This window comes from Rhizobium sp. BK316 (assembly GCF_014193695.1).
Taxonomy (GTDB): domain Bacteria; phylum Pseudomonadota; class Alphaproteobacteria; order Rhizobiales; family Rhizobiaceae; genus Rhizobium.
The window spans coordinates 1,631,279-1,643,791 of the sequence record NZ_JACHZR010000001.1 but is presented as its reverse complement, the minus strand read 5'-3'; the positions used below and the strand labels follow the sequence as shown (position 1 = coordinate 1,643,791).

The window sequence follows — 12,513 nt, the reverse complement described above, 5'->3', positions numbered from 1 at the left end:
GCTGAAGCGGCCTGCGCCCGACACTGGGGACACGACATGACGAAGTCTCTGCCTGAATTCAAATATATGAGTTTCGACGTCGTCGGGACCTTGATCGATTTCGAGAGCGGCCTGAAGTCCTGCCTCCAGGAGATCGCCGCCGAGGCGGGTGTGACTATCGACAGCGAGCAGGCGCTGACGCTTTATCGCGCCGCCCGCTACAACGAGGATGCTATCCTCTTCCCCGACGATCTCGTGCGCGTTTATCTCGTCATCGCGCCCGATCTCGGCCTGCCCGTCGAGAAGGTCTATGGCGAGCGGCTGCGCGATTCCGCCAGGACATGGAAGGCATTTCCCGACAGCGCGGCGGCCATGGCGCGGCTTGCCCGCGACTACCGGCTGATCGCCATGACCAATGCCCGGAGCTGGGCCTTCGACCATTTCTCCGCCGAGCTCGGCAACCCGTTCCATGCCGTTTTCACGGCCGACGATACCGGAACGGAAAAGCCGGATCCGGCTTTCTTCGAGAGCGTCTTCGATTTCGTGGCCGGCGAAGGCGCGTCCAAAAGTGATATTCTGCACGTGGCGCAGAGCCAATATCATGACATCGGCATCTCGCGCGCGCTCGGCATGACCAATTGCTGGATCGAGCGCCGCCATGCGCAGAAGGGATATGGCGGCACCATCGAGCCGGCCGAATTCACCGAGCCCGACTATCACTTCACCTCGATGGCCGGCCTCGCCGAAGCGGTGGCCGCTGCGCGAAATTGATCTCAAAGCAATGCAACCTCGGGCCAAGCTCGCAAAGACGGGCAGCCCCCAACCGGACGACAAAAGGGGAATGACATGAGCGATAAAATCAACAACTGGACCGCGTCGGACGACGCAATGATCGAAAACGCCATCCGCCGCGGCGCGACCCGTCGCGAACTTCTTCAACTGATGCTGGCCGGCGGCGTCGCCATGTCTGCGGGCGGCCTCATCCTCGGCCGCGCCTCGCAGGCGGTCGCGGCCACGCCCGTTGCCGGCGGCGCCCTCAAGGCGGCCGGCTGGTCGTCCTCGACGGCCGACACGCTCGACCCGGCGAAAGCTTCGCTTTCGACCGACTATGTGCGCTGCTGCGCATTCTACAATCGCCTCACCTATATCCAGTCCGATGGCACGCCGCGAATGGAGCTCGCCGAGTCGGTCGAAAGCAAGGACGCAAAGGTCTGGACGATCAAGCTGCGCAGCGGCGTCACCTTCCATGACGGCAAGCCGCTTACGGCCGACGACGTCGTCTTCTCAATGAAGCGTCATCTCGACCCGGCGGTCGGCTCAAAGGTCGCCAAGATCGCCAAGCAGATGACCGGTTTCAAGGCCGTCGACAAATTGACGGTCGAGATCACGCTGGAAAACGCGAATGCCGACCTGCCGATGATCCTCGGCATGCACCATTTCATGATCGTCGCCGACGGCACGACCGACTTCTCCAAGGGCAACGGTACCGGCGCTTTCGTCCGCGAGGTCTTCGAGCCCGGCGTTCGCTCGGTCGGCCTGAAGAACAAGAATTATTGGAAGCCTAACCATCCGAACGTTGACTCGTTCGAATTCTTCGCGATCGCCGAGGACAACGCCCGCGTCAATGCATTGCTCTCGGGCGACATCCATCTCGCTGCCGCCATTAATCCACGCTCTGTGCGCCTCGTGGATGGCAAGGAAGGATTCTTCCTTAATAAGACGACCGCCGGCAATTACACGAACCTGAATATCCGCCTGGACACAGCGCCCGGCGACAAGAAGGGCTTCGTGGAAGGTATGAAGTATCTGATCAATCGCGAGCAGATTCAAAAATCGGCCTTGCGCGGGCTCGCCGAGATCGGAAACGATCAGCCGATCTCACCGTCGAACTTCTATTACAATGCAGACCTGAAACCGAAAGCGTTCGATCCCGAAAAGGCAAAGTTCCTCTTCGAGAAAGCCGGCCTTCTCGGTCAGTCGATCCCGGTGATCGCGTCCGATGCAGCGAATTCGGCAATCGACATGGCCATGATCGTCCAGGCAGCCGGCGCGGAAATCGGCATGAAGTTCGACGTGCAGCGCGTACCGTCCGACGGATATTGGGACAACTACTGGCTCAAGGCGCCGATCCATTTCGGCAATATCAATCCGCGGCCGACACCTGACATCCTGTTCTCGCTCCTCTATGCATCCGATGCGCCATGGAACGAGAGCCAATACAAGTCGGAAAAATTCGACCGGATGCTGCTCGAAGCGCGCGGCTCGCTCGACCAGGCCAAGCGCCGCGAGATCTACAACGAGATGCAAGTCATGGTGTCGGAAGAAGCCGGCACCATCATTCCGGCTTACCTCTCCAACGTCGATGCGGTGTCCTCCAAGGTCAAGGGACTCGAGACCAACCCGCTCGGCGGCATGATGGGCTACTCCTTCCCGGAATATATCTGGTTGGAAGGCTGATCGGCACATGCCGGGGGCGATAAGCCCCCGGTCGTCCGCCTGTTTTCGTGATATACTGTCAGCCAACGGCCGACGGGAGGCCTGCATATGAAGAATCCGGTCCTATCCCTTATTGCCAGTCGACTGTTCATCTCCGCTGTCACGCTTCTGATCGTCTCCTTCGCGGTGTTCTTCGCAACGACGATGCTTCCCGGTGACACGGCGTCGATCCTGCTCGGGCAGGCCGCGACCCCGGAGGCGGTTGAGGGGCTACGCAAGGCCATGCATCTCGACGAGCCGGCCTTCCTGCGTTTCGTCTACTGGATGACAGGGCTGCTGTCCGGCGACCTCGGCACCTCTTACGCCAACGACATGCCGATCGCCGACTTGATCGGAGGGCGTTTCGTGAACTCTATGAAACTCGCCGGCGTAACCGCCTTGTTCGCGGTTCCGATCGCGCTGACGCTCGGCATCACGGCCGCCATGATGCGTGGCTCGCTCTATGACCGGGCGGTCACGGTGCTTACGATTGGCGTGATCTCCGTGCCCGAATTCATGATAGCAACATCGGCGGTCCTGTTCTTTGCGGTCTATCTGCAGTGGCTCCCGGCAATTTCCCTTACGAATGAAGCGAAAACCTTCGCCGATATGCTGCGGGTCTATGCGATGCCGGTGATCACACTGACTTTCGGCGTGTCGGCACAGATGATCCGCATGACGCGGGCTGCCGTGGTTGAAACCCTGAACACGCCCTATGCCGAAATGGCGTTGCTGAAAGGCGCCTCCCGCACTCGCATTGTTCTGAAGCATGCATTGCCGAACGCCCTTGGTCCGATCGTCAACGCGATCGCGCTTTCGCTATCCTATCTGCTGGGCGGGGTCATCATCGTCGAAACCATCTTCAACTATCCCGGCATTGCCAAACTGATGGTGGATGCAGTGGCCACGCGCGACCTGCCGCTCATTCAGACCTGCGCTATGATCTTCTGCGTCGGCTACCTCATCCTCATCACGCTCGCCGATATTGTTGCCATTCTTTCCAATCCGAGGCTGCGATGACATCCCATATCGAACAGCGGCCCGCCGTGACGCGCCGGCTCGGCTACCGCTTCAACCTGGTCGGCTTCGTGGGCCTTGCCGTCATCCTCTTCTGGGCCTTTATCGCGATCTTCGCGCATTTGCTCGTCCCCTACCCCGTGGGCGAAATCGTCGATTACGATTATTTCGGTCCGATATCCCAGCAGTTCTGGATGGGATCGGACTATCTCGGCCGCGATGTCTTCTCGCGCATCCTGATGGGCGCGCGTTATACGGTCGGCATCTCGCTTGCGGCCGTGACGATCGCCTGCTTCAGCGGCGTCGTGCTCGGCATGATCGCGGCCGTTGCCGGAGGCTGGCTCGATACGCTGCTCTCCCGCTTTCTCGATGCCTTGAATTCCATCCCGAGCAAGCTCTTCGGCCTGGTCGTGGTCGCAGCCGTCGGGTCGTCGATCCCGGTGCTGATCCTGACGCTTTCGGTGATTTATATTCCCGGCTCCTACCGTTTCGCGCGGGCGCTCGCCGTCAACGTCAATTCCATGGACTTCATCACCGTCGCCCGCATCCGCGGCGAAAGCACCCTTTATCTGATCCGCTCGGAAATCCTGCCGAATATCGCCGGTCCCGTGCTTGCCGATCTCGGACTCCGCTTCGTCTTCATCGTTCTCCTGCTCTCTGGCCTTTCCTTCCTCGGGCTCGGCGTACAGCCACCCTATGCGGACTGGGGCGCGCTCGTGCGTGAAAACATCGGCGGCCTGCCTTTCGGGGCTCCCGCCGTCATGTTCCCATCGCTTGCGATCGCCAGCCTCACGATCAGCGTGAACCTGTTGATCGACAACCTGCCGCAGAAAATCCGCGATCGGAGCGAGTGATGACCAATCTCGTCGAAATCCGCGACCTCAGGGTCGAAGCCACCACCGATTCCGGCCGGCGCGTCGAAATCATCCGGGGCGTCAGCCTCGACATATCAGAAGGCGAGATCGTTGCGCTGATTGGCGAAAGCGGCTCGGGCAAGACGACGATCGCGCTCACCCTGATGGGACATTCGCGGCCGGGCTGTCGCATTTCGGGCGGCAGCGTCTCCCTTGCCGGCAAGGACATGGTCAAGCTCGGCGAAAAGCAGCGCGCCAGGCTGCGTGGCACCGAAGTGGCCTATGTACCGCAATCGGCCGCCGCCGCCTTCAATCCCGCCATATCGATCATGGATCAGGTGATCGAAGTCACCCGCATCCACGGGCTGATGTCCGCCGAGGAGGCAAGAAGCCGTGCGGTCGAGCTTTTCCGGGCGCTTTCGCTGCCCGAGCCCGAGATCATCGGCAGCCGCTACCCCCATCAGGTCTCCGGCGGCCAGCTGCAGCGGCTGTCGGCGGCGATGGCGCTGATCGGTAATCCGAAGCTGATGATCTTCGACGAGCCGACGACGGCGCTCGACGTGACGACCCAGATCGAAGTGCTGCGCGCCTTCAAGTCGGCGATGAAGACGGGCGGCATATCAGGCGTCTACGTCTCGCATGATCTAGCGGTCGTCGCCCAGATCGCTGACCGGATCGTCGTTCTGAAGGGCGGCGAGGTCCAGGAGACGGGGACGACGAAAGAAATCCTGACCGCGGCAAAACATCCCTATACGCGCGAGCTCTTGGCCGCCTTCGAGCCGAAGGCGCGCAATGCGGAGGCCGATATAGAGGCCCTGCCGGCACCGCTGCTGGCCATCCAGGACGTCGTTGCCGGTTACGGCCAGCGCCAGGCCGATGGCCTCCCTCTGGTGCGCGCCGTCCAAAATGTCAGCTTGACGGTTGAGAAGGGGCGCAACCTCGGCATTATCGGTGAATCCGGCTGCGGCAAGTCGACTCTTGCCCGCACCATCGCCGGTATCCTGCCGGCCGCCTTCGGCAAGATCGTCTTCGACGGCAAGGAGCTCGGCCACAGCGCCCGCGAGCGCTCGCGCGACCAGCTGCGCGAGATGCAGATCGTGTTCCAATATGCCGATACGGCGCTCAATCCGGCAAAATCGGTCGAGGATATCCTCGACCGGCCGCTCGTCTTCTACCACGGCATGCCGGCCAAGGCGCGCAGCGCCCGCATCGACGAATTGATGGACATGGTCCGCCTGCCGCGCAGCCTGCGCCATCGCCGGCCGGGAGAGCTTTCCGGCGGGCAGAAGCAGCGCGTGAATTTCGCCCGCGCACTTGCCGCCGATCCGAAGCTCATCCTGTGCGACGAGATCACCTCGGCGCTCGATACCGTGGTCGCAGCCGCGGTGATCGATCTCCTCAAGGAGTTGCAGCGGGAACTCGGCCTTTCCTACATCTTCATCAGCCACGACCTCTCCGTCGTCGAGGCGATCTGCGACGAAATCGTCGTGATGTATGGCGGCAAGAAGGTCGAGGAAATCACGCCCGAGAAGATCAAGGCGGCAAAGCACCCCTACTCCCAGCTGCTCTTCTCCTCGGTGCCGAAGCTCGATCCCGCCTGGCTCGATGGGCTGACACAGGATCCGGAACTGGTGCGCGCCTATAGCAGGAGTTAGCAGACAGGCCCTCTGAAGGCCGCGCTGCAGCCTGTTTCTACAGCGGAAACAGGCTCGTCAGCGGCATATGCGCCCTGACGATCGGCGACTTCAGCACGACGAAGCTGAAATATTTGTCGATCCCGACATCCATATCCGTGAGCCGCTCCATGATCGTCTGGTATTCGCCGATCCCTGACGTCACGAATTTGACGAGGTAATCGTAGCCGCCAGAAACGAGATGGCATTCGATGACCTGCTCGACCTTGTCGATCGCTGCCAGGAAGCGGGCGAAATCGATCTGCCGGTGGTTTTTCAGGGTGATCTCGGTAAAGACCGTCAAGGTCTGGCCAAGCTTGCCGACATTGATCTGAGCCGAGTAGCCTTCGATATAGCCCTCTGCCTGCAGCTTTTTCACGCGCATCAGGCACGGGCTCGGAGAGAGCGCCACGAGATCGGCCAATTCCACATTGGTGATGCGACCGTTCTTCTGCAATTCGTGGAGGATCTTGACGTCGATTCGATCGAGTTTCACGAAGCACCTTTTCGGGTTGCGGCCGTCAGAAGGCGGCAGATTATGCTGCCGCCTTCCCTTGATTAACCGTAACACATTGCCCTTGTCTGTCTATTTGGTTTTGAGCGTGCCCGCGAAGCACAACTGTCTGCGCATTTCCGGCATGACGGCATGTTCTGCTGCAGGCCGGTCGAACTCCAGCAGCGCCGTATCCGCAAAGCCCGCTAGATTATCAGTAACCGGAGACCGCCTCATGCCAGCACCCCTGCAATACGTTGAGTCATCCCTTGCACTTCCCGCGGCCGCCGATGCCGTGGTGATCGGCGGCGGCATTGTCGGCGTGTTTGCGGCCTATTACCTTGCCCGCCGCGGAATGAAAGTCGCCCTCGTTGAGAAGGGACGGATCGGCGCCGAACAGTCGAGTCGCAATTGGGGTTGGTGCCGCCAGCAGAACCGGGACGCCCGCGAATTGCCGATTGCGACAAAGAGCCTCGATCTTTGGGACCGTTTCGCCGCCGAGAGCGGCGAGGACACCGGTTTCCGCCGCTGCGGGCTGCTCTACCTCAGCAATAGCGAAGAGGAACTGGCCGGCTGGGCACGCTGGCGCGATTTCGCCCGGACCGTCGGCGTCACCACCCATATGCTCGACAGCGCCCAGGCGACCGAGCGCGGCCGCGCAACCGGAAAGCCATGGAAGGGAGGCGTCTTTTCGCCGACTGATGGCACCGCAGATCCGGCGAGTGCAGCACCCGCGGTCGCGCGTGCGATCCTCAAGCTTGGCGGCACCATGCACCAGTCTTGCGCCGCCCGCGGCATAGAGACAGAAGGCGGTCGCCTTTCCAGTGTCGTCACCGAGCATGGGACGATCCGCACGACGACGGCGATCCTTGCCGGCGGTGCCTGGGCCTCCTCCTTCTGCCGCCAGCTCGGCATCCGCTTTCCGCAGGCCGCTATCCGCTCGTCGATCCTTGCCGTCTCGCCGGGCGCCATCGGCCTTCCGGATGCGCTGCATACGGCCGCCGTTTCGGTGACGCGCCGCGCCGACGGCGGCTATACACTCGCCATCAGCGGCCGCGGCCGCGTCGACCCGACGCCGCAACAACTCAGGTTCTCGCCGCAATTTCTGCCGATGTTCGTCAAACGCTGGCGCAGCCTAGCCCCAGGCGGGCTTGAGGGCTTCCGCTCCGGCCATGAGACCTTGGCCCGCTGGCGACTGGACGCCCCCACGCCGATGGAGCGCATGCGCATCCTTGATCCCGCGGTCGATAAAGCCACCGTTCGCCTCACCCATTTGCGCGCGCTCGACCTCCTGCCTCCCCTGCAGAACACCAGCATCGCCGCCGCATGGGCGGGCTATATCGACAGCACGCCGGACGGGGTCCCGGGAATCGGCGAAATCGCCGCCGTACCGGGTTTCATCCTCGCCGCCGGCTTCAGCGGGCACGGCTTCGGAATCGGTCCGGGCGCCGGCCACTTGATCGCAGACATCGTGACCGGTAACGAGCCGATCGTCGATCCCCGCCCCTACCATCCGGATCGCTTCCGAAAATCTGCCTGGGGTAAAGTCGCTGACTTTTAGATGAGGTCCCCGCATGCGGACCAATCTGAGCAAGCACCTCCTCCAATTTTTTCGCCCGAGCTCGGACAGACGCCTGCCGCAACTCTCTGCCAAAGCCCACATGCGATACAAAACAATCTGCTTCAGGTCGCAGCGAATGCGATCACTAGTCTCGCCGATCTCCCACTATGGTGATTGTGGTTCAGGGTGTGCCGTGCCGGAGCATCCCATGAAGCCAAAAATCGAGAGGTCATGCATGAAAACGCTGCTGCTTAAGAAGGATGAAGTAAAACGGCTAATCGGCATGACGGAAGTCATCGGCGCGGTGGAAGAGGCTTACAAAGCCTTTAACAGTGATCAGGTGGAGCAACCCGACTATATCGGAATAGATCTCCCACCGCCTCGTGGGGAAATTGACTTCAAGCTTGGTTATTGCAAAGCCAATGAAGTGATCTCCATGAAAGCCTCTTCCGGAGGGTTCATTGATAACCCGACAGCACACGGCGTGCCCAATGGCATGGCGACCATTTTCCTGTTTGATGCCAGGAGCGGTGCGTTGATTTGCGTTATGGATGGAAGCTTGATCCTTGGTCTCAGAACGGGGGCGTCCGGAGCCGTCTCCGTCAAAGCTCTGGCGAGGAAGAACGCCAGGACGATCGCATCGATCGGGACAGGAAATCAGGCACGAATGCAAATCCGGGCGATCAACGAGATCATGAAGATCGAAGTGATCCACGCATGGGACAGTCGCGCGGACACGCTTTTCAAATACAAGACGGATATCGAAAGCGAATTTGGCATTCCCGTAATCATGGCAAACTCAAAAAAAGAAGCCGTTGAGCAGGCCGATATCCTGATTACGACGACTCGCGGGAAGGGGTCGCTTGTGGAAGCAGATTGGGTGAAACCCGGCACGCACATCGTTGCAATCGGCACCGACCAACGCGGCAAACAGGAGCTGGATCCGGAGCTCTTCAGGAACGCGAAGGTAGTCGTGGACTCAATCGCGCAATGCACAGAAAAGGGCGAGACCTGGCACCCGTTGAATAAAAACATCATCGCCAAAGACGACATTTATGGCGAGATCGGCGAGGTATTGTTGGGAAAGAAGCCAGGACGAGAAAGTGATGAGGAAATCACGATCTTCGATTCCACTGGGATGGCCATACACGACAATACGACAGCCAGCAAAGTCCATCAGAACGCCATAGCCAATAACGTCGGCACGTTCTTTCAGTTTTTTGAGTGATGACCATGCGCAATTACCCCACGATTCAGGACATCCGTGAAGCTCAGGAACGACTGAAACCGCACGTCAGACACACGCCGCTCTTGCGCGCGGACAAAATTGAGAAAGCCGCTGGTTGTCAGCTATATCTCAAACCCGAAACGTTGCAGATTACTGGCGCTTTCAAAATCCGCGGCGCCCTGAACAAGGCTCTCTCGCTCTCGAGAGAAGAGATCGCAAACGGCATTATTGCGACGTCGTCGGGCAATCATGCCCAAGGGCTTGCTTATGCCGCCAGGATGCTGGGCGTAAAAGCGATATTGGTCGTTCCGGTGACCACGCCCAAAATCAAGATCGAGAACACAAAAGCCCTCGGGGCAGAAGTCATTCTTTTCGATGGCGACACCGCCGCCAGATGGAAAAGGGTGTATGAAATCGCTGAAGAAAACAAATACGCAACTGTTCACGCTTTTGAGGACCCCATCGTGATGGCCGGTCAGGGAACGATCGGGTGTGAAATACTCGAGGACCTGGACGACGTAGATACGGTCATTGTTCCCGTGGGCGGCGGAGGCCTGATCTCGGGGATCGCCACCGCGATAAAAGAAACGAAACCATCGGTTCGCGTCATCGGGGCAGAGCCTGCTCTGACTCCGAAATATTTTCACAGCCGGATAAACAAGGAGCGCACATCGCTCCCCTTGAAGAACACCATTGCGGATGGTTTGAGGATAAGCGTTCCGGGTCAAAACCCGTATCCAATTATCGAAAAATATGTGGACGAGATCGTTCTCGTTGAAGACGAGCACATCATCGCCGGGATGCGTGCTCTTGCCAAGGATGCGAAACTGATCGCTGAACCAGCCGCCTCGATTGGCGTCGGAGCACTGTTGGCGGGCAGCATAGACGTCAAGCGCGACGAAAAAGTGTGTGCAGTGTTGTCTGGCGGGAACTGGGATCTACGCGACCTTGCCGAGATTTACAATGTAGCAGGGTAACAAGTTCCAGCTTCGGTCAGTTCACAACCCCGATCGCGGTTGAACGTCTGCGATTCTCATTGCCAAGCAGGAGTCTGCCGGTTCGGAATGCGGCGCGAACACGTCATTCGGCGATCAGCTTGGCGACGGGCTGCTCCACCCACCATCTCTGCTGATGCTGACCAGCCAGCGAAGGCTCGCTTGGGGTCCAGAAGCGGAAATTATTGCCGCTCAACCCTGTCTGTTGACTGACGCCCAAAGCCAAAGATCCCCAGGCAAGCACAATTTACACCTGTACCGCCTCATTCTGATCTAACGATGGTCTCCAAAAATTCTGGTTTTTACAGCTACAGCGGAGGGCTAATACGCGCTGAAAACGGACTTGAGCTCAACCACATTTTCATCCGACAGCATCCGCTTTGGCAGGCCACGCAGCATGAGGAGCAGTTTCGCCGTCTCTTCCAGTTCTTCCGCCGCATAGACGGCCGACGAGATATCTTTTCCGGTGACGACCGGGCCGTGATTGGCGAGAAGCACCGCAGCATAATGCCCCCCGAGCGCCCGGATCAAATCTCCCGCCTTCTCGTCTCCCGGCCGCACGTATTCGAGGAGTTTGACCTGGCCCACGCGCATCACAACGTATGGGGTGAGCGGCGGGATGCAATCGTCAGGGTCGATGTCGGTGACACAGGAGAGCGCGGTTGCATAGGTTGAATGAAGATGAACCACCGCTCCGGCCTGGGGCCGCGTTTCATAAAATGCCTTGTGCAGAAAAATTTCTTTGGATGGTTGGTCCCCTGACAGGTGCCGACCATCACGAGTGACTTTGCTGATCTTGACGGGATCTAGAAAGCCGAGACAGGAATTCGTGGGTGTCATGAGGATAACGTCATCAACGGCCGCGCTGATGTTTCCTGCGGAACCAACCGAGAATCCACGTTCATAGAGCGACTGCGACAAGCGTACGATATCCTCGCGGAGTCTGTTTTCCGAGCTACTCAACTTGCTTTCAACCTTTTCAGCGCTTTGACGAAGAAATCGGCAGAGCCGAAGTTGCCCGACTTCAGGGCAAGAGCGATCGGCTTTTCGCCGTCGGAAAGGAGGACTGGCACGCCCGGATCAATTTCCTGCCCAATCGTCAGCGACCCAAGATCCAGAGCCGAGACGACTGCGCCAGACGTTTCGCCGCCAGCAACAACCAACCGTGTCACGCCCGATCGAACCAGTTTGAGGGCTGTGTCGGCGAAAAAGGCGTCGAGCTTGGCTGCGACTTCCTCGCGACCATACTTCGCCTGAATGGCCTTGACTTCTTCAGGTGTACCGGAGGAGTAGGCAAGCGGGGCCTCGCCATGATTGCCCGTTATGAATTCTATGACGTGGTCGGAGGTGGTTTCGCCGCTCATCACCTTGTCGACGTCGATGGCTAGAGTCGGGTGGTTTCGCTTATGGACATCGATCTGTCCACGGGTCGCACCTGAGCAGCTTCCCGCCAGGATCGCTTCCGGCCCATCTCTTCCGATCAACCTGCCAGAGTTTCCTGTAGCGAGGCCGCACCGAATGAAGTTCTCGGCTAGACCAATCGCTATGCCGGACCCGCCTGTTACCAGCTTGTGGTCGGCAATCGCCGACCCGATAGTGATGAGATCCTGATCGGATATCGCATCGACGATCACCAACGTGTCATCCTTCGCGGCAAGCGTAGCGGCGACTTCCTCGGCACCCTTGCGAACCGTATCAAGCGCGACGTGCCCAACGGACGATCGGGTCTGGTATCGCAGCCATCGGCGAATGTCGGGGTCCGTCATGGGCGTAAGCGGATGGTTCTGCATCCCGGATTCACTCAGGAGCCGGTCATGGACGAACAGGTGCGCCATGTAGACAGTGCGGCCAGCACCGGGGAAAGCCGGGCATGCGACGACGCTTTTCACATCGAGAGCGTCCGCAAGCGCTTCGCCCACGGGTCCAATGTTGCCGTCACGGGTGGAATCGAATGTCGAGCAGTACTTGAAGACGATCTGCCGGCAGCCTTGGGCCAGAAGCCAGTTCAAGGCGCCAAGGGATTGCGCTACCGCCTCCTCGACTGGAATAGTTCGGCTTTTCAGGGCAACCACACCCGCCTCGACGTCGGCAGCTGCAGCGGTTTTCGGTACGCCGAGAAACTGCGCGGTACGCAGTCCGCCGTTAGGCGCCACGCCCTTTGCAATTGTGTTTGCAATATCGCTTGCGCCGGTAAAATCGTCGGCGATCACTCCTAAAAGCATTTCCCTTTCCCTTCTC

Annotated in this window: 11 protein-coding genes; 8 read left to right on the top strand and 3 right to left on the bottom strand. The window is 59.6% G+C overall.

The annotated features are described in order from the left end of the window. Window positions 1-36: 36 nt before the first annotated feature. The 5 genes from FHT87_RS07415 to FHT87_RS07395 all read left to right on the top strand — a co-directional run bounded on the left by FHT87_RS07415 (window position 37) and on the right by FHT87_RS07395 (window position 5,980). A complete protein-coding gene (locus FHT87_RS07415; RefSeq protein ID WP_183726792.1) occupies window positions 37-750 on the top strand; it encodes an HAD-IA family hydrolase in 714 nt (237 codons plus the stop codon). Between the two features lie 75 nt (window positions 751-825). After that, window positions 826-2,436, top strand: coding sequence for an ABC transporter substrate-binding protein (locus FHT87_RS07410; RefSeq protein ID WP_183726790.1), 1,611 nt, complete (start codon window positions 826-828; stop codon window positions 2,434-2,436). An 87-nt stretch (window positions 2,437-2,523) separates the two neighbouring features. Further along, window positions 2,524-3,474 (top strand): ABC transporter permease, encoded by a 951-nt coding sequence (locus tag FHT87_RS07405; protein ID WP_183726788.1) that lies wholly within the window; start codon window positions 2,524-2,526, stop codon window positions 3,472-3,474. Beyond that, window positions 3,471-4,325, top strand: coding sequence for an ABC transporter permease (locus tag FHT87_RS07400; protein WP_183800642.1), 855 nt, complete (start codon window positions 3,471-3,473; stop codon window positions 4,323-4,325). Before FHT87_RS07405 ends, FHT87_RS07400 begins: the two co-directional genes overlap by 4 nt. After that, window positions 4,325-5,980: an ABC transporter ATP-binding protein gene (locus FHT87_RS07395; RefSeq protein WP_183800639.1), complete on the top strand. Its 1,656-nt coding sequence runs from the start codon at window positions 4,325-4,327 to the stop codon at window positions 5,978-5,980. The genes FHT87_RS07400 and FHT87_RS07395 overlap by 1 nt, the downstream gene beginning before the upstream one ends. A 37-nt stretch (window positions 5,981-6,017) precedes the next feature. Here the strand turns inward: FHT87_RS07395 and FHT87_RS07390 are convergent, their stop codons facing one another. Further along, window positions 6,018-6,494: an Lrp/AsnC family transcriptional regulator gene (locus FHT87_RS07390; RefSeq protein WP_183726782.1), complete on the bottom strand. Its 477-nt coding sequence runs from the start codon at window positions 6,492-6,494 to the stop codon at window positions 6,018-6,020. Between the two features lie 232 nt (window positions 6,495-6,726). Here FHT87_RS07390 and FHT87_RS07385 point away from each other — a divergent pair, with 232 nt between their 5' ends. The 3 genes from FHT87_RS07385 to FHT87_RS07375 all read left to right on the top strand — a co-directional run bounded on the left by FHT87_RS07385 (window position 6,727) and on the right by FHT87_RS07375 (window position 10,257). Next, entirely contained in the window at window positions 6,727-8,052 is a 1,326-nt protein-coding gene (locus tag FHT87_RS07385; protein WP_183800636.1) for an FAD-binding oxidoreductase, read from the top strand. A 235-nt stretch (window positions 8,053-8,287) separates the two neighbouring features. Beyond that, a complete protein-coding gene (locus FHT87_RS07380) occupies window positions 8,288-9,280 on the top strand; it encodes an ornithine cyclodeaminase family protein (protein WP_183800633.1) in 993 nt (330 codons plus the stop codon). Then, window positions 9,280-10,257, top strand: coding sequence for a threonine/serine dehydratase (locus FHT87_RS07375; protein WP_183726776.1), 978 nt, complete (start codon window positions 9,280-9,282; stop codon window positions 10,255-10,257). The genes FHT87_RS07380 and FHT87_RS07375 overlap by 1 nt, the downstream gene beginning before the upstream one ends. A gap of 339 nt (window positions 10,258-10,596) precedes the next feature. Here FHT87_RS07375 and otnC read toward each other — a convergent pair whose 3' ends face one another. Next, window positions 10,597-11,238, bottom strand: a complete 642-nt coding sequence (gene otnC, locus FHT87_RS07370) for a 3-oxo-tetronate 4-phosphate decarboxylase (protein ID WP_183726774.1) — start codon at window positions 11,236-11,238, stop codon at window positions 10,597-10,599. Continuing rightward, window positions 11,235-12,497 (bottom strand): 3-oxo-tetronate kinase, encoded by a 1,263-nt coding sequence (gene otnK, locus FHT87_RS07365; protein ID WP_183727306.1) that lies wholly within the window; start codon window positions 12,495-12,497, stop codon window positions 11,235-11,237. The genes otnC and otnK overlap by 4 nt, the downstream gene beginning before the upstream one ends. Window positions 12,498-12,513: the final 16 nt, after the last annotated feature.